General features: G+C 40.9%; 12 protein-coding genes. 3 read left to right on the top strand and 9 right to left on the bottom strand.

What is annotated here, in order from left to right:
* Window positions 1-163 precede the first annotated feature (163 nt).
* The 8 genes from H3302_RS10810 to H3302_RS10775 form a co-directional block, all read right to left on the bottom strand.
* Window positions 164-4246: a poly-gamma-glutamate synthase PgsB gene (locus H3302_RS10810; protein WP_182395164.1), complete on the bottom strand. Its 4083-nt coding sequence runs from the start codon at window positions 4244-4246 to the stop codon at window positions 164-166.
* Window positions 4236-8510 (bottom strand): hypothetical protein, encoded by a 4275-nt coding sequence (locus H3302_RS10805; protein WP_182395162.1) that lies wholly within the window; start codon window positions 8508-8510, stop codon window positions 4236-4238. The genes H3302_RS10810 and H3302_RS10805 overlap by 11 nt, the downstream gene beginning before the upstream one ends.
* The gene (locus tag H3302_RS10800; protein WP_036966995.1) at window positions 8495-9238 is read right to left on the bottom strand and encodes a hypothetical protein; all 744 of its coding nucleotides are present in this window, start codon (window positions 9236-9238) and stop codon (window positions 8495-8497) included. Before H3302_RS10800 ends, H3302_RS10805 begins: the two co-directional genes overlap by 16 nt.
* Window positions 9228-11492 carry a hypothetical protein gene (locus H3302_RS10795; RefSeq protein ID WP_182395160.1) on the bottom strand — a complete coding sequence of 755 codons (2265 nt, stop codon included), beginning with the start codon at window positions 11490-11492 and terminating at the stop codon, window positions 9228-9230. Before H3302_RS10795 ends, H3302_RS10800 begins: the two co-directional genes overlap by 11 nt.
* The gene (locus H3302_RS10790; protein WP_182395158.1) at window positions 11479-14595 is read right to left on the bottom strand and encodes a poly-gamma-glutamate biosynthesis protein PgsC/CapC; all 3117 of its coding nucleotides are present in this window, start codon (window positions 14593-14595) and stop codon (window positions 11479-11481) included. Before H3302_RS10790 ends, H3302_RS10795 begins: the two co-directional genes overlap by 14 nt.
* Window positions 14595-16517 carry a hypothetical protein gene (locus H3302_RS10785; RefSeq protein ID WP_182395156.1) on the bottom strand — a complete coding sequence of 641 codons (1923 nt, stop codon included), beginning with the start codon at window positions 16515-16517 and terminating at the stop codon, window positions 14595-14597. Before H3302_RS10785 ends, H3302_RS10790 begins: the two co-directional genes overlap by 1 nt.
* 9 nt (window positions 16518-16526) lie before the next feature.
* Window positions 16527-18728, bottom strand: a complete 2202-nt coding sequence (locus tag H3302_RS10780) for a CapA family protein (protein WP_220469615.1) — start codon at window positions 18726-18728, stop codon at window positions 16527-16529.
* A gap of 347 nt (window positions 18729-19075) precedes the next feature.
* The gene (locus tag H3302_RS10775; RefSeq protein ID WP_074989548.1) at window positions 19076-19729 is read right to left on the bottom strand and encodes an OmpW family protein; all 654 of its coding nucleotides are present in this window, start codon (window positions 19727-19729) and stop codon (window positions 19076-19078) included.
* Between the two features lie 450 nt (window positions 19730-20179).
* Between H3302_RS10775 and dapE the strand changes: the two genes are divergently transcribed.
* Complete coding sequence (gene dapE, locus H3302_RS10770) at window positions 20180-21370, top strand: succinyl-diaminopimelate desuccinylase (RefSeq protein ID WP_074989547.1); 1191 nt, start codon at window positions 20180-20182, stop codon at window positions 21368-21370.
* A gap of 44 nt (window positions 21371-21414) precedes the next feature.
* Here the strand turns inward: dapE and H3302_RS10765 are convergent, their stop codons facing one another.
* Window positions 21415-23130 (bottom strand): lysophospholipid acyltransferase family protein, encoded by a 1716-nt coding sequence (locus H3302_RS10765; RefSeq protein ID WP_036967009.1) that lies wholly within the window; start codon window positions 23128-23130, stop codon window positions 21415-21417.
* 115 nt (window positions 23131-23245) lie between these two features.
* Between H3302_RS10765 and H3302_RS10760 the strand changes: the two genes are divergently transcribed.
* Together H3302_RS10760 and H3302_RS19920 are read left to right on the top strand one after the other, a co-directional pair.
* Window positions 23246-24166 carry a glyoxylate/hydroxypyruvate reductase A gene (locus H3302_RS10760; protein ID WP_074989546.1) on the top strand — a complete coding sequence of 307 codons (921 nt, stop codon included), beginning with the start codon at window positions 23246-23248 and terminating at the stop codon, window positions 24164-24166.
* Between the two features lie 99 nt (window positions 24167-24265).
* Window positions 24266-24400, top strand: a complete 135-nt coding sequence (locus tag H3302_RS19920) for a hypothetical protein (protein ID WP_036967016.1) — start codon at window positions 24266-24268, stop codon at window positions 24398-24400.
* The last annotated feature ends 37 nt before the right edge of the window (window positions 24401-24437 follow it).

Below are 24437 nucleotides of genomic sequence, written 5' to 3'. Positions count from 1 at the left end.
AACGGTCCTGTTTATATGCGAAATACCCTAATAATTAGGTAACTTATTGACGATAAAACAGTTGTTTTATCTTTGGGAAAATTCTGATTTTTCAATTACTTTGGAGGTTTAAAATGCTAAACCTCCTTTAGTATGATTTTTATTTTACTTTGTCATTATTTAGTTAATCTTGTTCTGACTTGTTCGCAAACCACCCCGCTTTTTGATTTCGATTTAACTTACCCAATACTTTTATGGCTTTTTCTAATGTGATGCGTTGATCAGCAATGTCTTGGTAAATTTGATTTGCGCGCTTTTTACGTTTAACAGCAGCCCCAGCATCTAAAAAAGATTCAACGACTTGGTTAAAGTAACGTGTAAAAGCATGTTGATGTTGTTGTGTGTGTTGTTGCTTGTTATCTGTTTTATCTAGTTTGTTGAATAGACTTGTGATCTCAGCTTGGCAAAACTCATTTTGCGCCAATGCACTTTTCTTTAAAAGCGCTAGTTTTTCTTGAAGATAATCAATATCTAAACGATTGAAAGACACAATCATATTTAAATTAGACAGTGTACTTCTAAACTCTTTGGCCGTGCATTGCTCATCAAAAAGGTGTTCTACCGAGTGTGAAATCTTTTGCCACTGTTGCCATGCATAAACATAATTGAGGCCGACACCTTTAATATTTTGCATCCCAACAATGACTTGATGAGTATTTGCTAATGCTAAGTCAGAGATTGTGTCGGTGAGTGCATCCGCAGATAAACTACTATCATCAAGCAAGGTCACTTTTGATTTTGCAATACTGAGTAGTTGCTGCTTGATTTCTTCACTGTGCTTAGATATGTCTTGTTTTAAAGAGTCTAAGGTTGTTCGGGCTTGATAATGTTTTAGGTTTAATAGGATTGTCGAAATTTCCTTTTTACTCGCATCCGTGAGTACTTCGCTGATATCGGTTTTATTTACAGAAGTGCGGTGCGCTAACAAGAGTAATTTCTCAGCAATATCTTCATCATAGGCGATAACTAAACGTGCCTTTAGTTGACAAGATGACATTAAATTAAGCTGAGTGAGTAAAATCTCAAGGGCCTTGGTGTCATTATTGCTGATAATTTTATCGATGCGCTCTGTGAGTGCTTGCAGGTAATAACTATAAAAGCCATCGACGTTAGTACCAATGACAACGATGCGGTCAAATCGCAAATCATGGCTTAAAATGCCGGCAAACACCTTGGAGCGTGCCACACGATCATTACGGTTATTGATTAAGGCGATCACTTGCGTATCTGCTTTATTATTTAAATCATAAAGGCTCAATCGCTGCCAATTTTCTAGTGTTGCTAGGCGCTCATTGGCTGACATGCTATTAACAAACGACTGAGATATTGCGCCTATGCGTGCCTGTGGATAGTGTTGCAATACGCCGATATCAGGAATAATGCGTGCAGAGGTTTCTTTAAACACATAGTCTTTACTAAGGCCGATGTGTTGCGCCATTTTACACACAAGGGCAATATTAGCGGGGTGTTCTTGATATGGGTATAAAGCACGAATATCGTCAGTAACTTGCATACCATCTGCCCAATGCACTTGAATTAAACTGGCATTTTTTCGTTTGGCATTGAGTTCTAAAATCGGCGCCATATTTTGTTCACTGGTAAAAACAAGGCTATTCTCACCAATGAAATGACTTGTTTCGTTTGCAACATCAATGCCTGTGGGGCCTAATATATCTTCATGATCTGGGTATGCATTGGTTATTGTTGAAAAGTTATCTTGCATCCAGTTTCTCAGAATACGGACATAACGAGGTGTTAACCCCATGCATTCCCACAAAAACACATCGGCCTTAACATTTTTTGCAAAATGAAGCACATCACCTTGCTCCCAAATACTGGCTTTATCGAATGGTCTGAACAAGGGGATTTCGAATTGCTCACCACTGGCTCTTGCATAAATTAATGTGGCTTCACAGCCTGTTGTTTTACTGATTAGCTTTAAACTCAAGCTACTAAACAGTGCTGCTTTTAATCGCTCTGTACCTGATTTTCCGCGAGTACCCCAACCACCAATAGATACAGGAATTTGCGCTCTGTCGGCGCGAATTTGGCGGCTCACTTTTATGTGGCGTGTCCAAAAGTAACCTATGAAAGCCAGCACGAAAAATACCAGCTGACCAATACTGTTTTGATAAATTGAATAGGCATATTCTTTAAAGCTCACCCAAATATTAAACATAAAAGGGGTAACGGCGAGTTTTTTATACAGAGTCGCAATACTTGATTCTACCGGGAAGTCGCTATCGAGTACCGCACCATATTGTTGGAAATCAAATGTAAATCCTTTCGCTCTTAAAGCATTTAAAAAATTATTTTGCTCTATGTCTGAGCCGTTTCGTAAATTATTAAGTTCTTCAAAGTTAAATGAAATCCAGCAGTATGCTTGAAGGCGTTTAAATACTGTTTTGGGTGGTGTTACGACTAATATGCCGTCAGGGGTATAGGTTTTCGCTGGGGATTTTAAGTTATCTTGCGATAAAGTACTTAAAAGAAAGTCGAGCAATGGCAAATGAGGACGCGAACTAAATTGTAGGTCATCAAATCGCGGTTCGCCGGGGACATCTGTTTGGCTAATTTCTGTGACAGTGCAGCTAGGAACATGCATGTATGCACTGGGTTTTCTTGCTTGTAAATGGTTATAGCTTTGGCGCTTACCTGTACTGGGGTTTTTAAATTCATGCCAAAAGCGCCAAAAGCGGAAGCCGCGTTGATAACCTTGATTTATGTGCCAACCTTGTTTCTTTTGACTCACATTGTAGGCTTCATATTTTTGCGCCTGTTGACTTAAAAGCCGGCCTAGTAGTGCCTCGTCAATGTTTTGGTTATTGATTGACGAATGGGTGTTTAAGTTTGCCTCGAGTTGAGCAACGTGTTGTTGGTGCATAAAACTGACAAGTTGTTCACGGACACGGCTAATAATCCGCTTTATGGCAAGGTTTTGTTGTGCTTCAAGGTGTTTATTTAAGGTGTCGATGAAGCGCTTGAAAATCGTATTGGCTTGTTGCTCCTCACACTCAACCTGTAAATTAAACATAATACGTGGTGCAAGTTCGAGCAATAAACGTTGCTCTGCAAAATGTTGAGCTTGCATCAGTTGCTGTTGCCAAATAATCAAGCTGTGTTGCCCATCGCTAAATCGGGTTGCGGTTAATTGTTTAATTAATGTGAGCCTGATTGCGAGGTGGGTTTCTTTTTCTAAACGCTCGGTTATTAGTGCAAGTGCGAATGAGCACGGCAAAATAAAACATTGTTCTATCACACTTTGACGCACGCGCGGGTAGGGGTGAGCTGCCAGCAACTGTAACAGGTTTTGATTTGCCTCATTGAGCGTTTGTTGTTTACTGATGATGGCTGAAAAAGCGCTTAATAAAAATAATTGCTGGCGGTCAGCTTTACCCGTCTTTGGGACCTCTAAGTCAATGTGCGAACGCATGAAATAACGGGTAAAGGTGGGGCGAAGGTTGATCAATATTTCTAATATATCCACTTTGGCTGCATGTGGTGTGGTTGATTTCTCAAGTGAGAGTAACAGCATTTCAACCAGATCCGCGCTAAATTCCGGATCGTCCACATGCTCGCTTAATAAAGTAACTTGGTTTGCCAAGGCTCTAAAAAGAGAGTTTTTTATTGCATCATTATCAGTGTGTTCGAGTAAATCTAAAAAAAAGCTTTCTAAATTTACGGTTTGCCATGACTGCTCTATTTCATGTAAATGAAGGCATAAATAACGGTGCGTTAAGTCGCCCAGTTTACCAATTAAAAACTTTAATGATTGCTCAAGTTCAGACACTTTATCTTGATAACGGTTGATCATGGCCCCTTCATCAAACCAACGTGTGAAGGCTTCTTGATCTTGTTGTAACTGTTGTTTATCAGCCCCTAACGTGGCCGCATAATCCAGTATATGGAACTGTCTTTCTGCTTTGAGTTCGGCATGACTTAGCTTTTCTATAAAACGGCTGTGATCTGCATCTAACTTTGTAAGTTGATGTTGTAGGGTATCTATTTTATGAGTTAAAAAGGCAATTGCTTGCAGTAATAGCCAGTCATCTTCGTCGTGTCCGTCTGGTTGGTTCTTGATCAATTCCCATTGACTTAGCTCGTTGACTAATTGACGGTATTTTTGCCTGTAGAGATCTAACCAAAAGCTTGCGATATCTGCAAAAAGTAAGGTTTCTAAGCGTTTTTTAAGTTCTTTACTGCTCATAATCTCTTCGCTCTAGCAAATGGTTAAGTTGAAGTGTCGGAAAAATAATTTCATCATGGGCATAGGGAGCAAAGCCAGTATGCTGATTATTGCCCGATGAAAATTCCAGACTGATATTATGGTTATTCCATCCCCAGTCTTGCTGCCAACTGATTTTTAGCCAACCCTGTGAGAAGGAGCCTATATCAATTTGCTTTTGCCAAGCTACCCGACTGATGTACTGCCACGTGGCTGTTGCACGATGATCATCGGCAAAACGGTAGTAGCTATCAAGACCAACTTGCAAAATGTGACCATGGTAATATTGGTTCCAACTGCTGTTAAACCGCAAATAATCAAGACTTAGCCAATCATCATTTGAGCCAGATGCAACACCAAAGTTGAGGTAGTTATCTACCCAAGGTTGGTAGCGATATTGGTAAGAACCTTGCCAGCCAGAAGCATGATTTTCACGATAAAAATTAAAAATATTAGAGTTTAGTTTCTCGTCATTGAGGTAGTCGTTTAAGTCTGCGCTACTGATGTGAATAAAGGGGGCAACAGACCATTGATGCCGATGCACTGTATCTTGGCGCCATACTTGTCCAATACTAATAGCGCCATTTAACGCGTATTGGCTATCTGAGTTATCACGACTAAGCTGCCATCGACTTGTGATCTGTGAATCGATAAACCAATGGCTCGTGTCATCAAGCCAAGAGTGGTAACCATTTAAGGCAATGAAGTCATGCTGCTTTTCGTCAAACGCATAATAGCCTTCTAATTGATACCAATGTTGTTGATCATTAAAGCGAAGCCTCACACCTATGTCGGTTTCTTGTTGTGCAGGAATGTCTTCTGCACTTTGAAATATATGTTGTCGATCAAAGCGAATAAAGCCTTGTAGGTTGGTCTCATCGCTATGCAAAGTGGCTTGCTTATTCACTATTTTAGGTGCTGATGGTGCCTGATAAGTGATTAGTTCTGGCAGCGGCGTATTGATGTCAGAAAAACTCGTAATCTTGTTGTTTCTTTCACTTAAATGCCAACGATAGAGGCGTACATACTTTAATTGATCCGTGCGCACTTCAATTTTACCTGCTGGATGGAAAAAACGACGCTCGCTACGTTTGTTTTCATTCATCTCTTCTAGTTTTACTAATGTATCGGCAGGTAAGTTAGCAATAAGTGGCGTATCAGCTGATACAGTATAAAACGCTAAATTTGTTGGTAGCGGCAACGCTCTCCATTGCCCCGCAATATATTGCTCTGCTTCAATAGCAAGCTGTTGCGACAAGTATGGGTTGAGCCAACGTACGGCAATTGTATTGTTGTTTAACTCTCGCTTATTAAAAGTGAATGGAATGCTTTGCTGCTCAGAAACAGACCACACCTTTTGTTGATTTGCTAACTGAAAAGAGATATTTGCTCTATTTGCACGCGCTAATTCTGCGCTAGAAAAGTTAAATTTAAAGCGAATTTGTGTGCCTTCAGTCTTCGTTAAATCAACGTATAAAGTATGAAAAGGGCGTAATAAGATCCCTTGCTCTGGTGCGGATTGAGTCGTGTGTTGAGCAAACCTGTCGGCAAAACTACGTTGTTCAGTCTCTTGCATATTAAACAGACGTGTACCAGCGAAATCGAGCATGCTTTCAATGGGCTGCCACTGACCAAAGCGTTCAATTCTATTTTGTAAGAAAACCGAATGGGCAGAGGGGGGAAGCGTGTCGATTCGTTGCAGCAGTTGTGTGTACTGATTATTGATGAGACGTTTTTCAGATAGTAGATACAACCCATTGATAAGGAGTTTGTTTGGCGTTGTATCGTACGCATGAATAAGCGAGCTAATATCATCGCTAGTTGCTTGAGTGGTGGCATCAGAATAATAATCAAAAAGTGCAAATAACTGCTTTGGAATAACACTTATATCAAGGTAAGCAGCTTGATTGGTGGTCACAGTGAGCGTTTCACCGGCTTGCAAGCTAATAACCAAATTAGCGGCAATAGAGACTGCTTGCTGATTACTGACGAATTGGGATGTGGCCGCTATATCACTAAAAATGGGCATTAACTTATGCTGATACTGACTATCAGCTTTTAACCACGCGGTATGATATTCACCACTTTGATCGGCTTTAGTCCGCGCCTTTATGCTTAAATGCATTGCGTGGTTAGCGGTAAATACCCAAGGTATATCGTTATTAACGAGGGTGCTTTGTTGCTTTCCTTCTGGGTTAATAAACGCGTATTGCGAGCCAATAAAGCGCTGGTAAAGTGCCTCTTCAGGTTTTTCAAGTTCCGTTAAACTCTGATAATTGAGCGCACTAAAACTGTGTTCAACCTGTGTTTGCGCCTGGGTGTGATGTGCAAGCCATACTGCTAAACGGTTCTTTTGCTGTTTTACTGCGAGGTTTATAAGTTGAGCTTCACATTGCTCTATTGTCCTCACGTTCCCCGCACATAATGCAAAAAGTTTATGCTCGATTTGTTCTGCTTGATAGGCACGAACAAGGGCTTGTGCGGCATAGTGTTTTAACTGAGCGTGCTGCGCGCTTTTATACAAGCCTTCAAGGTAACTGTTGGCAAGGTGAAACTGATGTTGTTCACGCAGTATGGCTACTCTTAGCTGCCATGCTTGAATTGCAATATCAGGGTCTGGGCTTGTGCTCAACGGTTTTAACAAAGCCAGTGCTTCTAGAGGCGCTGATGTAGCAATATGTTGTGCTTTTGTGAGTGACGCTTGCCAGTCTATATCGGGGTTATTTTGCAAAGCCGGTGTATAGGGTTCGATTGAAGCCACATAGTCGTCATGTTGTTTGTTTAAATAACGACTCAATAAATTAGCGATAATAGGGCTTGTTTCACTGAGGTCTCCCTGTTGCTGATACAGTAATTCGTCACTCGGTAAGGAGGCGAGTGTTCTCGCATACAGGGCAAAATCGATAGGCTTCGAGGTGTTGGTTAGCCTTTTAATCGTTACCGATGAGGTTGAAATAGGCACCGAAATCATAAGTGTTTGATAATGTTCGGTCGCTTTTAGGTTTATAAGCCAATTACGCTCACCCGCGGTTAACTGAAATTGGGTGTCTTGTTGTGTTTTTGCATTAAGGGTTAACCACGGCGTTGCACGTTGTTGAATGCTTAAATCGAACTCAATGGGTTGGTGTCCAAGGTAGGTTAATTCGCGCACTTGTTGATTAATACGTGGGTAAAACCGCTCATCAACGAGGCGTTGCTCCACTAATTCGCTAATGGTTTTGCTATGCATTTGTAGTGATGAATGCTCTGTGCTGCCTGTGAGTTTTGATTGCACTGTCATCATCGATAATAAGTTGTAATGACGTTTTATAGAAAGCGGGTTGTTTTGTGTGTACACATCATCGCTAAACACACTAAAAGAGTGTGTGTTATAAACCGATTCAATCGCTTCATTTGCGGTTGTTAGCCAATAGGGGAGTAACAGTTTTTCTTGTTCTTTTTCGGCTGCGCGGTCATCATAAATAGCGCGGTGGCTTTGCTCTATTTTAATATACGCATTGGTGTGACTTTTAAGAGTTAAATACTGCCCAGCCGCAATGGCAAGGTAGTCACTGTTTACAAGTCCAACATCGTATTCGCTAAATTCAAATGCTTGGCTATTTATGGTATTTACTCTGGCAACCAGTTCGTTATCAATAGATGCGTACACCACACCATTAGGATCGGGCTGCTGCATATTTTGACGTACAGAGATCGTTAGTTTTTTTGCGGCAGGAAAAAACAGCTTCACTTCTTCATTTTTTTTGAGCGCATAATACCGTTCATTTCCTTGGGCTGAGCTTAGTTGTATGGAAGGAGCGGCTATTTTTATGGCGCGCCTAAAGCTGTCTCTTGCGCCTTGGTAATGGCCTATCATGGCAGTAAATTCAGCACGCTCGTCGAGATGATTTTGTATGGCAATAATGCGGTTATGCCCAGTGGCTGGCAGCTGACAGCGTTTGGTATTACAAAGTAAGTCGCTGTGAACGCGTAAGCGTTGTTGTAAATACTGCGTGTTCCCTGCACTTAGAATAAACTGATTTAAAAGTGCGGGGGCTATTTCAAGCCAATGACCTTCTGGTAGCCACAAATAACGGTGCTGTTTGGCATCAAAAGTTAGGTGCTGCGTTGTCGCCAAAGGCGATAAGTGTGGTGATGTGTTTAACCAAGTAGGGGGCATCAGCACGGCGTGTTTTGGCTGTGAGGCTTTGGCTGGCTGACATAGCAGCAGCGTTATACTAACGAGAGCAATTACGAAGTAAGGCATTGTTTAAACAGCTTTAATAAGTGGTTATCAGTAATTAATTTTTCGCGAATTTCGCGGCTTAATTCAATATGGATAAATTGACTATTGCTTGGCGCAAGGGTTGTGAGTATATTTTTTGTTCCTCCAAGCTCATAAATATCTCGGCCATAGAGCATCACAGTAACGTTTAGTTTTTCATTTAGGCAGTCGGTGATATTACGTGTAAATAACGATGCATTTTCACGACCTTGACTGACAATAATGTCGGCTTTTCTGCCTTGATTAGTTTTACGTTTTTCTTTGGCGAATCCATGTAATTGGAAAATGGTAAAAGACTCAACGGTATCCGCATAAGCTAAAATAAATGCATTTGCAGCACTTTCTTTATATTTACCAAAGTCAATCAGCACGCCATTTGCGTCGCGACTTGTGCGGTGCTTGGTATTGGTAAGGAGTACCTGGCAGTCATTAAATAGGGAGCGTGCAATATCTAAAGTATGCAGGTCATAGAAGCGGTGTGGGGCATACGCAATACAGGCATATCCGGTTTCTTTAAAATGTATTTCACCGCCAGAATCTAATGATTCCTTTGCGTATAACCCCCCATCCTTTAACGTGAAATGGGAAGGGACGGCCTCGCTATTTTTTAACCACTGTTGAAAGTCGGTATGAAGTTCAGAGATGTTTGATTCAGCTTGGCATGCCGAGACCAATAACCCCATGATAATGATGATAAACTTAATATTCATTGTTCCACCACCTTACTTTTTGCTCCCCCAGCGGGTACTCCTGAAGTATCGATAACCAGACTGTCTCAGATGCGCTAATTGTCAGTGAGTGCAGTTTATTTATGTCACTTGATACCGTATGCGTGACGCTAGGGTAGCTATTTAATTGGCTATTTTTTGGATGAATTAGAAACGCGTTAAGTAATTCTGAGCTATGCAATTGAACACGCTGTTTAGCGATACTGTACTCGCTGGTTAATCCTGATTTGTAATTAGCTTTTTCAAGAATGTTAAACTCAATAGGCTGTGCACTGCGCGAACGAAACAGCTTAAAGACCACACTCATTGGTTGTTCTTGCGCATCAAAGTTGAGTGTTAAAGGCGTATTTTTATTGAGTTGATAGAGGCGTTGTTTAATCCACGGTCTCTCACCATGCCAGTTTTGATAGGTTGCCGTTGCTTTATTTTGTAATTGTTTTAACTCAGTCGCTGACACATCTGATGCATTACGTTCTTGAGCACGGGTATTAGACAACCTAAAAATCAGTTTGTTATCACCCGTATCAGAATAACTGGCTGGGGTCTTAGGTGTGTAAAGTCCAAAGTTAAAAATTTGTGCCGGTTGTTTAGGTATAAAGTAACGGTCAGGGCTAAGTGCGAGGGCCACATTTGAAATAGGCAGTAGAGTGTAAAGCTCTCTTGGCTGATAAAAGGTCGTCATTGGCTCAACTTCAGCAGGGGGCGTAAAGGTTCGAATATTGGCAAAACGTGCCTGCTGTGTTAATTCAAAGTGATTATTCGCGCGTAGTTCGTACCACGCTGCAATATCATAAAATTGATCAATCGGCGTTGTGATATTTTGATGAGCAACTACACGCTGATAATGAAATTGTGCGTAACGAGCGCGCAACAGGACATAAGCGTCTTTATTCGCGTTTATTTGTACTCGATACGCATTAGCTGGCGTGCGCAAATAATACGAGGTGAGTAAACCAATACGCTGCCTTTGTGTTGTATCGTCGATAAGGCGATCGTAGTGTGAGACGTCGCCTTTATGCGCTAAAGAGTAGCGTTCGATTTCTGTGTGTGTTTGATCAAATAAAACGACCTCTAACTGACTTGTTTCTAAAGCACGTACGTCTAGCTTTAAGTCACTTTTGGGGTCAATATCAAACTCGACATTACCTTGCTCATTTATTAAATAACTGCCAGCATAACTCGTTAAAATTGGGGTGTCTGAGAGAGTTTGCCATTGAGTAAGTATCGCTTCATCACTACAAATACTCACTAATCCAGCTGCAATGAGCTGTGTTTGATAGCGGTTTTCAATATCGGTAGGAGCAAAGCTGACAGGCGTCGGCGCCGAGAATTGCAGTTTGTCATACCAAATTAAATGTGGCAGTTTTGCGCCTTCTTTGACGGTGAAAATAAGGCTGTCGGGTTCATCTAAGCGAACGCTGGCGCATAAACCCTCTTCGGTAAAGTAAGCACCTAAATCGTGCTGCTCAGCACTAAAGTCATAGGTCAACACGTTATAGGGGAGGCTTTCGTAGAGAATATCAGATTTAAAGTCGATATCTGGAATACCTTGCGGGGCGATTTTCTGCCACCAATAAGCCATCGCATTACTGATTTCGTTACTGGTTAAGGCATTTTCACCTAACGTTAAATAGTTTGTTGCCCGTTGACGGCGATCTAATGGTCTTTTAAGCCATGTGTTAAGAGGATCAATACTTTGTTCAGGGGTTTTAGCATGCACACGAACGACCACTCCTTGAAGATTAGCCTGTTCGGGGATCATAGTCAGCTCTAAGCTGGTCGCATGTGGGTAATGAGCTATGGGTAAGTAAAAAGATTGTCCCGAGGCAACACTCAAGGATTGTTTGTTTTCAATAATTTGCTTAACTTTTTGGCCGTCTAAGTCGGTGTACAGCTTAGACGCATGATGATAAACATCGTCTAAAATCACACGCTCTTGTTGGTCATACAGAACATACTTAATAGCGTAGTTAACCGGTTGATCAAAAGAAATCGAGTTATCAAATACGGCATTAGAAAGAATGCGCAACGAGTGGGTCCGCTGATTCGAAAAATTGAATCGCAGCGGCTTATCGCTACTCAACCATTGCACATTAGAGCGTGTTTCTTCGCCTGTGCTGGCACCAATAGGCTCAGCTGAATCGAGCCAAACAAAAAAGTGTCGACCTAAGAACAGTAGGAAGAATACCACACTGACAATAACAAGTAGCGCAAGCAAGCGTTTAATTAAATACACTGTCGCCTCCGCTCATCATAAGATTAAACCCATCTAGGTCAAATAGCTGATTTTTAGTGGGGTAATATATGGCTGTGATTTTGCTGTTGTGTTTGAACATTAAAGCATATTTATTGACATGCTCTAACTCAATTGTGTGCAGTGAACATTTATTCATTTCGTTGCATAATCGTGCTAAAGACGTGAGACGTTGGTTCGCGGCGTAGCTATCAATAATGCTCTTCATATTTTGCTTATCAAGGTCGCTTAACGCTTGCCAGTTCGATGGCGACAAAGTAGCGAGATTGATCACTGTTAGTGTTGGTGTGTTCGAAATAGCCAGTAAACGCTGTAACAAACTGGTTTGGCTTACTGAAAATTGTGTTTTGAAATCAGACGCTAACCACAAGGTTGCCAGCTCGCTATTCGCATTAAATTGTTGATAGCCCGCTTGAGGAGAGTTACCAATTTCAAGCCCTCTGGTTGCTGCTTGTCCTTCAACAACTTGATACTTAATTCCCAAAGCTGTTAACTGATTACTCAGTTGATTCATCAGTGGTGTGGCAAGCTCATTAATCTGTGTCGTCGAGAACGCGATAGCATTCGGGCGCACCCAAGAAGGCGCGCTGTGGCTTCTTATCTGAATGTTTAAACTGGGTGTCATTTCATTAAAGCGTAAGTAGCTTTGATGAACGATATTAAATAACGACTCTACATTATCGACGGCTAATACATTCGCTTTTGGATGTGCATACGGATGAGCACCCGCAATTGCTAAGTAAGCTGCATTGGTGCGGCTGAACAACTCGCTGGCAACAGCCAATGTATTACTTTCAAATAAAGGGCGGGGAACACTAAGAGTGATAGACTCATGTTCACTTAACTTAAAGATATATAAGCCCTGACCTTGCTGATACGCTTGGTTTTTGTCCTGAGGGCTCAATAGTAAATAGCGGCCGTTCATTGTCTGGACCTGTTGTAATTGGTAGTTAAGTAACTCAGCAGTGCCATTAATTTGTTTTAACTGATTTAGGTTATTCTCATTGAGAGGATCATTTCCTATCTGTGCAATTAATTTATACAGTGGTTTGAGTATTTCGAACTCCCAAAGGGCCACTTGGTTTTTAGACAGTGGTTGATATTTAAAACTGCCTTTTTCACTGATATGCACAGAAAAATCATCAATTATTTGGTTAATGTCTCGTTCTAATTTATTAAACTGAAGTGTGCTGTAGCGTTTATTATCGCGATAAGCATTGGCTAATATGCTCGCGTAGTTGTCGCTATCTAAAAACACCTCAAGCAAGGAGCCCGAAAATTGTGAGGTGGGTAGACTATTTACTGTTGCGCTACCAAAGAACGTTTCTTCAGACCCCATAAATTGGTGAATTTCTCGTTGGCTTATTGATGCAGGAAGTTGATTATAAATCCAATATTGGCTCTGTGATTTTGCTGGAGAATCATTTAAAGAGACTTTAGTAAAGTGGTTAGACTCACGTACCTGCAATACTTCATCAGTGTTAAGTGCCGTAATAAATGCCTGATAGAAAGGACTTTGTTGATTCTCTTGCGCTAACGTTTGTTGTGGTGTCTTTGCGGTACCATAAACCAGCGCTTTGCTATTGAGGTGCTGAAATATAAGCCCTGCTGAATCACTTGCTAAACTTTCGGTGATAGGAAATGGTACGGTGATCAATAAAGGCGTTGATTGCGGATTTTTATTTAATACGAAAAGGCCGCGCTGCTGATCTTCAAACGTGTCTATTATATAAATATAGTCTTCATCACTTTCAAGTCTGAATCCTATCGGGTTAAACAGCGCGTTAAGACTGGCTATCGATTGATTATTTTTAATCGCCTGATTAACTTGGTAAACCCCATATTTAAAATCAGTGACAGCTTGATTTGCTTTATAGCTACTCACGGTGACTTTGCTTGACTGTGCGGTATATAAATAACTTTTGTAACGGCTGATTTGCTGGTCAAGGGTGAATACGTGGTGACTCTGAATGTCTGAAGTCTCAGTGTGTTTTGACAGCATTGACGGAACAAGCATCACAATAAAACCAACCAAAATGGCAAATGCCCCCCCAACGACTGAAGTTTGAAACGTTGCCCTGATCACCAGCCCTAATGCGTTTTTTTGGTAAATTTTGAGTGCAAGTAAGGTGGCAAGCATATAACCAAATGCAAACGTATCGGTGACCTTTATAGCGGGGAAATACCACACCACAATGTAGTTGAGAATAAGTTTATACACGAAGCCAATAGTGAAGAAGAATAGCAGTAATCGAGCGCCTTCAATATTGGCGTGCTTAAGGCGAGTAAAGTGAATTAACGAGCCGCCTAACACTAAAATGACCGCTGTTTCAGCGAAAGAGGTCAACAGTTTACTGGGTTGAGTTAACTGAAGTGCTAATAAGGCGGGTAGCATTATTCCGTTAAATTCCCAGCCGTATTTTATGTTTGCTCTTGAGGCAATAAAGGCCGTGATCACTAAAATAATATAGGCCTTGGGAGCGGCAATAATGGATGCCGCAACGGCTTCGTACATAATACCTAAATTAGCAATACTGAAATTAGTAAACGGCATCAGTACGAAGCGAACGAGCACAAAGGTGATCACAAGTTGAATAAAGGTGACTTTTAGACCGTATTTGAAGCCGCCATTCCACATTACATTTGCTGTTAAAGCAATAATCACAAGACCCAAAGAGTACAGTTGTGACGCGTAGTCTAGGGTAATATCCCACTGACTTAATTGATTGGCAACGGGAGGCCACACTAACGTGTCCATACAAACACGTACTAAAATACTCAGCAATATAATGGCAAAAAACCGGTCACGACCAAACATCTCGCCATAACCACATTTTTCCATTATGTAATGGGCGCTAAATCGCATTAAGCCATAAACAACGATTGCTTCAATAATGATAACGACGGCAGATGTGGGACTGATGATGAGCAAAGGCACGATATAACCTGGCACCACAAGCCCCGTTAATGGGAAACCAAAACGTAAGTTCAATAGACAAACAACGGCCGTACCCACCCACACGGTGGTAATAACTGACTGTCCAAGGCCACTGCCTGCGGGAAAGAGAGCTAAGACAAAGTCCATTATTGCTCACTCAGGGTTTCATTATAACCGTCGTCGAGTTGTGGCTCATTCTTAAAGGTATCGAGAAATTCAAATAAAATACCCGATACTTGAAATGGTTCACCCGAAGCGGTTTGCGATCCATCGGTATGAATCGCTTTTATATTTAAAACATAATGTTGATTATTAAGGACTGCCGGTAAATGAATATCCGCCTTATTTAATGTGACATAGCGCAATTTACCTTTGGCTACTTCGCTATCAAGGGCGCAGCTATGACATAACAAATCTAAGGCTGTCATTTCAAAAATGGTAAGCTGATGTTGCTTAGCAAAGTGTTCTAACGCTGCATTTGTTTGTACGACTTGACCGAACAGGTTAAAGAGAACCGTTGCGCAGCGTGTATGATTAAACACCAACTCTAAGGTTGTTAACTTTTGCTCCATGTCATTGAGCGAACGTTTAACTTGCTGATCGATTGGTTCATGTAGTTTGAACGAGACAAGTCTATTGAGTAAGTTCTGATTCTTCGCCTGAGTTGTTTTATAGATATGATAATGAAAGAGCAGTTCAGCGACTTGTGCTGCAAATTTGTTCACATTTTTCTCAAAGGCGTGTCGATCAAAAGTCTCATTTGGAATAACCGATAAAGCCCAAAAACCCCGAACATCACCCGCGTAAACAAGGGGGACCATAAACTCTATTTCGGTGTTGAGCACATTTTTAAAAAAAGGTCGGCTAATCTTTACAATACCCAGTGCTTTTAATGCGTCACTGTACGGGGATCGTTTGTAGTCACGGCGCATTTCTTGGATATTGTCGAGTTCGCAATTGATCGCTCTTATTTCAACAATGCGATGATCATCTTCTTTTCTCGCCAAAAAAATTGATTTTTCGAGATCTAATTGCTGGCTTATTAGTTGAATTATTGGATCCCATGGAGAGGCTTGCTCAATAAAGGTTTGCGGTAAAAAACGGCCCATCATTTTCTGTTGGATATTATTTACAACCCCTGTTAGCGCTTTATCTTCAGATAGTTTTCGTACAATCAAAGCCGAAAAAAGGGTCGAAAAGATAACAATAATGTATTGGCCAACAGGGATATAAACAGCAGCAAACTCGATACCAAGGTAACTGACCACGACCCAGAAAAGGCAACTTGCCAAGGCAATGACAAATGAGTAAATAACAGCCAGTTTTTGAAAGCTAAACAGCAGGCTAATTACCAGAGCAAGTTCAATGAGGGCGCTATAACTAGGTTTAAGCTCTATCACCGTGGTTGTTTTTTCGATACTGTCTGCGGCATAGGCCATAAGCAGGAGAGGATCGTTCAATCCCGTTAACTTAGGAGCATGAATATTTACATTAAACGCAGAACTTGTTTGGCCAACAATAATGACTTTATTCTTTAATTGTTCACTCATAACATCAGAGCTTAGAACCCGCTCAGCACTGAATTTAGGAAGAGCACTGACCGCTAACTTAAAATCAATTAGCCGAGGTTGCTGACCTTCATAGCCAAAAACAGTTTGCCAGATGCTATTACACAGAGATTCTTTATCATTGGCTGGGATTCGCATGTGGTAACTTGACCACATTTCAACACGTGGTACACAGTATTCGCTTTGCGTTATAGGATAATAAACACGGTTGGTAATTGAAGGTGGTATATTTTGGTTTGATAAAACGATAACGGCCTTGGGGTTATATTCAGTTATTTTTTTTATAAGTTCTGAATGGTTTTTAGCCAAGTTCTTACTTGTTATAAGTACGATATTGGTGTGCTGTGTTTCACCAAACGATACTAACTTTTGATAGAAATAAGCATTACTAGCTTGAAAAAGATTCAAAACATTATTAATCACCACTAAAGCAAACAAGCCAAGCGTAAGCCAAAAAATATGGTGATTCTTTAATAACAATAATCGTTGAGTGACAGCCACGCTTCTTCCTTAATCAAGTGAAGTAAAAGTGAGTGTTAAGCTTGCTGTATCGTTTACAGAGACCTTTAAAAAGTCATATCCGTGCATTTTATCTGTGTTCCACTGACTGTTTTGCAGTGCAACGCTTTTTTGCCATGAAATCATCGCAATATCATCAAAGCGAGTCATGGCCTCTCCCTTATTAGGAGCATAGTGCCTAAATTGTAGTTTTACACCCCGAGGTGGTTGTTTTTTTTGACCTAATGTAAATTCATCAGATGGTAATGTGAAATCGTGACTAAAGGATTGCCATGCTCTGTCACCACCTTCACTAATTAAGACCTGATGTTGTGAAAAAGCCAGATCATCTACCTCTGTGGTATAGGTGAGTAAGCTTTCTAGCTTGCCGCCGTTTTCAGATTGAATGTAACCAAATAAAGAAAACTGCTTGCTAAGCATTGGTTGAAAATTTTCATCAGTTAGCTCCATCACACGCATTGTGTGTCTAAAGGGAATGATTGAGGGGGTATTATCAAACTCATCGCGTGTTGAGCATAAAGCTTGAATGCCATTGTGCGGGTTTTCAGTGCAGGGTAAAACGCTATTACTGCTATGATCCCAGCGGCTAATTTCAAATGCCTCGCTGTCGTTATCCCAATCTTCAAAGTCCCCAAAGACCATTAAATCTCGCCCAAAAGTAAGCTCATTTAAAGTGCCATTGGTGACTTCTATTGCCGATAGATAGGCGGCAGAAGAGGGAGCATACTCACGTAAATCAAGGATAGGAGTCTGTGAATTTACTTCAACGCTGACTTTGTGATTGCGTTTGGTTGCGTGTGCTTTTTTAAAGTACACCTCAGCATAATTATCGCGGGGGATAAGCGTAATATTATCGTCTGAAAATTCGGCTAGGCGCCTTAATAAATAGTGACTTAAAAAGCCCGTTGTAAAACGTGGTTTGTAATCTTCAATAAAGATAGGGTAGGCAAATGCACGCTGAACGGTTTGAGTTTGTGAGTCTAATTCGACCATCACCGTTACCCCTAATAAGGTATCGAGGCGAGCTTGATCAAACACGAGGTTACCTAACCCTAAAATGGCAGGCACATTATTATATACCGCAAAACCTTGTGCTACATGAGGGTGGTGAGCAATGAGTAAGTCGGTATTTTGCGTTGATAAATCATCTAAGCGACTTGCAATAAAGCGCGAAGGAGAATAAGTGTATTCGTCGCCACCATGCATTTGCGCAATAACAAAATTACTTGGGTGTATTTTCTCAAGCGTTTCTTGCACATACTCTGCATTTGTTAAATCTGCAGCACCGCCTTTCATTGCATCGGTGACGTAAGTAAATTCGTGCTCTTTTCCGGTAATTGATGTAGCAGCAAAGAGTACTAAATTGAATGTGTCGAGCTGTGCTGTAATAGGGCTGAATGCAGCAAATTCATCAAGACCTGCACCACTATACAGCAGCCCTGTGTTTGATATTTCAAGTAGTGTGTCTTCTAAACCTGTTTGTAAATAATCGTAGATATGATTATTACCAAGTCCTACGTAATCAATCCCAATTTCTGTTAAGCCTTGTAACGAATCAGGTAACGAAAAAAAGCTAAATTCTTTGGTCGGATGAACGACAGCAGGGTTACTGGTAATCGGTGACTCTAAATTGACTGAAGCAAAATCTGCGTATTTAAACAGGGGAGCAACATCTTTAGTAATTGCGATGCTATCTGCTGCGGCTGTCGCTGGACGAATGAGTGCGTCACTCACATTGGGGATTGTGGTGCCCATTGTTGCGAGACTCGGGTCTAAGTAACGACGTCCAAACATTGAATCACCCCCAAATACCAGGCTTTTACTCGTTGCAGGTTTGGCGTGGAGTTTGATTTGTGTGGTTGTCGAGTTTGGGTGATTTACAAGAATACCTACTTTGGTAAAGTAACCATTCTGTTGAATTGTAATGGCATGATTACCGTAACCCAGCTTATCAATAAATACCTGACCACTATTGTCAGTCGTATATTGTTGCTCTGCAATAGTCAGCGGAATGTTACTTAAGGGAGTTAAGTCGTCATTAACGACAGTCAGCGAAACACTAGCATGGCCTGTTAAAAGTGATTCACGTGCGTCGATCACATCTTGCTTTTGTTGTTGAGGTTTATCTTCATTTGGATCTTTTACTTTGCATGCCGCTAAACCAAGACAAACAAATAAAAGCAAAAAACTCACAACTACTTTAAACAAATGATCCTCGTTTTTACTTTATTTACATTTCTTTAGGGCAATATTTACTGCGGACGCATTCTATCGACGTTAACAGATTGGAACAACCAAACATTGACTCTGAAAATTCAGATATTGTCCTCATAAATGCAACATGCCATCTACTTTTATAACCAAAACTGTAATTTTAGTGCTTTGTTTGTGCACCGAGTGTTAAGTGTAGTTTAGATTTAATACTTCGCAGATTTTTACTTTTAATTTTATACAACTAGCGCTGTGAAGAAAGGAATAAAAAGACAATAAAAAAGGCCTTTGCGGCCTTTTTGTGCGTATGGGCTTTTACAAAATGAAAGTTAGAATTTGTATTTAACACCAAGCATAGTAACAACTGGATCGATTTCTACCGTTGATGTGAGTGCTTTTGCGCCATCTGCATACACGGTTGCATCAGTATCGATATCGATTAATGCAACCATACCGTGTAGACCCCAGTTTTCATTCATCATGTAGTTGAAACCAGCTTGTGCTGCAAAACCAAATGAATCATCTAATTTTACTTCTACATCGTTTGTACCCAGCGTTGCTTTTAACGCTGCTGAAGGCTGCTCATCAAAGAACGTTGTATAGTTGATACCGACACCCACAAATGGACGGAATTTGTAAGTTGAATCTAAAAAGTGATATTGCGCGATCAATGACGGTGGTAATTGTTTAATGTCAGCAATCTTGTTGCCTGCTAAGCCACCCGTGCCTTGAACATCATGACTAAATGGGGTTGCTGCAACTAACTCAAGTACCCAATTATCATTAAATGCGTAATCGATAGTGATACCCACTTGTGTATTGTCATCACCACGTAAACCTAAAGTAGGTGCTTCGTTGATTTTTGAACTGTCGTTATCAGGGTTAACATTAATCGCACCGACGTTGACGCTTAAGTTAGCGTTTGCAACAGGAGAGAGTGCTAATAATGAAGTCAGTAATGCAATGCTTAATTTAGTTTTCATGCTGTTCTCCACGAACTACTTGTCTTGTTTGGTTGAGGCTATTATTACCGAGTCGACACAGCTAAAACCTGTTCTAGATCAAAGTTTCAAAAATGTTTGAACGAAGTGAAGCTTTTTTTTGATTTAGATTAAGTTTTTAACCAAGAACAGAAAAAAAGTAATTGACTTTTATCGGTTTTTTGAACCTCTATAGCCGCTCTTTTTTATTGTTTATTTGTATTTAGTACATCTTAATCATTACTAAAAAAGGGCCTGCAATTGTGCCCTTCCTTGGCAGAGAGGGGCATTATTCATCATGGTTTTCGCAACAGTAACGTGCTGTGCAAAGTAGGCTTATTAATGAATGCAAATGACGATAATGCATGGCGAACAGTCATTACTTTCACTTTCACATTGCGGTAATAAAAGCGCGCTGTAATACCCTTACTTATCTCAGTGGCTAGGGTTATTATGAACTGCGTACTAAATTCACACGTTGAGCAACATTTATCTGCCTATGATGAGGTGGTTGATGTTTTACAAACCTTAATTCGATTTAAATCTGTCACACCCGCACAAGCAGGAGCGATTGATTGGTTAGCAAAAAAATTAACCACGGTTGGTTTTGAGTGTGATGTGTTTAGCGATAATCAAGTAACGAATCTAATCGCTAAAGTCTCATTTGGTGATGGACCTGTAGTGGCTTTCTCAGGGCATATTGATGTTGTTCCTGCTGCACAGGGGGATTGGAAAGTTGATGCGTTTTCGGGTGACATTGTTGATGGCGCTGTGTATGGACGCGGCGCCGCAGATATGAAAGGCGGTGTAGCTGCCATGTTATGTGCAACACAGGCGCTGCTGCAACAACGCAAAAACGTGCGAGGAACCTTTTATTGGTTGATCACCTCAGATGAAGAAGGCGAAGCCGAGTATGGTTCTCTTTTAATTGCACAGAAACTGGCTCAACAAGGCGTCATACTGGATGGGTGCCTCGTGGGTGAGCCAACCAGTCATTTGCATGTTGGTGATACGATTAAAAATGGTCGCCGCGGAGCGCTTTCTGCACGTTTATTTATAAAAGGGAAAGCGGGGCATGTTGCTTATCCTGAGAACACCGTGAATGCGGCACATATTAGCGCAGAGGTCGTAAAGCGACTCATCGCCATTAACTGGTTTAAAGATGAACCAAGCTCAGAAACGACATTACAAGTAACCGGTATTAATATTGCCAATGTGGTCGATAATCTTGTGCCTGCACAGTGTGAATTAACGTTTAATGTACGTTACAGCCATGGCTATAAAAGTACCGATATAAAAAATGAAATTCAGGCTGCCTTGGCTGACTTTTCGCAGCACCTACAGGTGCAGTGGGAGCGCCCATGTGAGTCTTATTACACCCCCCATAAATCAGGCGGCTGTTTGCTCAAACAGGTTGAGCAGGCGATACATCAAGTAACAGGCACATTTCCAGTCTTAAGCACTCACGGTGGTACATCAGATGGCCGTTTTTTTGCGAGTGAGCATACGCAAGTAATTGAATGTGGTGTGCGAAACCACACTATTCATCAGGTGAATGAACATGTTCCTGTGGCCGACTTACAACTCATTGAAAAAATTTACAGCGAGCTGTTGGTTAATATCTTTAGCAATGTTAACACCTAAAAAGCTTAGATAATCGGCCGATTGGCCGATATCCACTGTGTGTTTTAGCGAGACTCGCCCAAATAGCGTTTAGCTTTACTGGCCTTTACTTTATTAAGATCAACCAGTACAAGACCATCGATACAATTATTAAACTCAGGATCGATACTAAAGCTGAGAAATTGTACGCCGCCGGGTTCGCATAATTCGGTATATTGTTTAAACAAAGTGGGGACTTGAGCGCCAATATTAGCCAGAATATGCTTCAGCTCTACAAAATCCTCTTTAATATCATTTCCTGAAAATAACTGAGTACATTGTTCACGCTGTTGTTCAGTATGACGAAATTCATTGTTGGGTATCGCTAATGTTTGCTGCGCACCGTAATAATGCTGATAGTAATGAACGAGTAAAGATTTTGCTTGTTCAGGTAAGGCATTTGATACACTAACAGCACCAAATAAATAGCGATATTGCGGGTACCTATTTACAAATGCACCAATACCAAACCATAAGTAATCGAGGCTTTTTCTGCCCCAATATTTGGGCTGTACAAAACTGCGACCCAGCTCAATACCTTGTGCGAAATATGGCGCCATTTCGTCGCTGTAACTAAATAAGCTATCGGTATACAGTCCCTTTTGGCCATGTTTTTCTATAATATCTTTTGCACACGCAAGACGATATGCACCAACTAGTTCCAGTTGTTTTGCATCCCACAGTACGAGGTGCTGATAATCCATATCGTATTTATCAATATCACGTCGCTTACCACTGCCTTCACCGACAGCACGAAAGGCTATTTCGCGTAAACGACCGAGTTCACGAAAAATCGGAGAGCTACCGCTATATTGATAAAGATAAATTTTCATTCCGTCTGATGTTTCACCGAGCAGTTCGCACTGTTCAATGGCTTTCTTTAAATCCTTAGTGGCCTCTGGGCTTGCGATTGGCGTTTGTGTTTTTAAAGGTAATGGCTTTTTAGTGATCAGGCGATAAAGCTGCTTTCTGATTAATTGCGCAATTTCTTTATCTTTTAAATTCTCAATTAAATATGACTCAGGCGGTATTGATGCACCAATTTCAAACTCTAACGATTTTTGTCGTTGTTTAAACATTTCTTTGACCAATAACAAGCTTGCTAATGGTTTGTAGATCATCGAAGTGCCATAAAATAGTGGGCTGTTTTTGGCTTTAATATAAATTGGCAAGATCGGCGCGTTGGCTTTTTTTGCCATGCGTAAAAAGCCGCTGTTCCACTTACAATCTTTGATACCTGTAGGGCTTAGTCGTGACACTTCACCAGCCGGAAATATTAACAATGCGCCTTCTGATTTTAAATGCTGTTGAATATTGGCCAGCTCTTTCTTTTTACTTGTCCCCGATAAGTTGTCGACGGGTAATAACAATGAGTGCATTGGCGTGATTGACATCAGCATGCGGTTAGCAACGACTTTAAGGTCGGGTCTAATGCTGGATAGCACTTTGATTAATGCTAATGCATCGAGCGAGCCAATTGGGTGGTTCGCAACAATAACAACATGGCCCTCACTGGGGATGTGTTCCATTTGTTTTGGTTTGTAACGTGTATCAAAGTCAAGTTCATCGAGTACTTGCTCAACAAACTCGAGTCCCTGTAAGTGAGGGTAGGCATCGCCAAAGGCAACAAACTCTTGTTCATGTAATAAATAGCCTAACCCCTTTTTTACCAACCCTTTTACTTTTGGTGAATTTTCTAACTGTGGTAAATTTGCTTCTATTACTTTATCAACACTGATCATACACACCTCAATCTTAAACGCATCTAGCGATATAAGTAGGGTAAAAGCTCGCTGTGACAGTTAAGTTGCAGTTGTGTGACTTTTTAAAGAGCGCTAACGATAAGCGGAGAACAAAATGATTTTACTTGTGGCAATCACTGGCCGAGATTGCAGTCAATTAATTGAACGATTACGTACTTTATTACCCGAAGTGGAAGTACAGTTGTGGTCAGAATGTACAGATTATAGCGCCGTTGAATTTGTATTGGCGTGGAATGCGCCTGCAGACTTATGGGCGAAACTCCCTAATTTAAAAGCTGTGTCGTCGTTTGGTGCAGGCGTAGACAGCATTGACTTAACGGCGATTGCACCCTCTGTTCCTGTGGTACGTATTGTCGACGAGGCCCTTGCCAGCGATATGGCTGAATATGTGTTGACCCATGTATTAGCGCAAAAATTAAGATTGAAAGAATATTTTTTAAAACAATCACAAGGAGCATGGAAACCCAAACGAGCCTATGCACATCAGCATGTGGGTATTTTAGGCTATGGTGAGCTTGGAAAGGCATGTGCCAAACGTTTAGTGGCGAATGGTTTTACGGTAAGTGCATGGTCAAATAGCGAAAAACAAGAACAACAGGTTACTTGTTACCATACAGAAAATGGCTTGAATACAATGCTAAAACAGGTTGACTACTTGGTGTGTTTGTTGCCTCTTAATCAACATACTACAGGCATTATTGATGCTGCATTATTAAGTAAGCTGCAAAATCATGCGGTGCTCATTAATGTCGCCCGTGGTAAGCATGTCGTTGACGCCGATTTGCTGGCGGCTTTAGATAACAATTCCTTACGTGGCGCAACGCTTGATGTGTTCGCTGAAGAGCCTTTACCTGAAGGGCACCCATTTTGGTCTCATGATAAAATTACACTCACTCCTCATTGTGCTGCTTTATCGGATATAAACACGGTAACTGAACAAATTGCAGGTAATGTAAAAAGATTACTAAATGGGGAATGGCTAGTAAATCTGGTTGATAGAACAAAAGGTTATTGACATCTAATAAATTATTTTATTAAACAGCTTGTTAACATCTGTAACTTTGCTATGCTGTTGGTGGACAATAAACCAACAACAATAATAATAAGAGGTGTTATGAAATCTAATCAAGGTGGGGCAAAACTTAGCTTAGTGGTGGTGTCTGTAATCGTATTAGGTATATCTGCATGGTTTAATCAAGCCAATGCTGCAGGTGTTGACGTACCAGAAATTGTACAAAGTCAATCATAACGTTTTAAGAGGTGCTTCGCAAAGTGAGCGTTGCACC

The organism is Pseudoalteromonas sp. MT33b, from assembly GCF_014117385.1.
Taxonomy (GTDB): Bacteria; Pseudomonadota; Gammaproteobacteria; order Enterobacterales; family Alteromonadaceae; genus Pseudoalteromonas; species Pseudoalteromonas lipolytica.
Note: the sequence above shows the minus strand (reverse complement) of the source record. Positions and strands in the feature narration are given on the sequence as shown.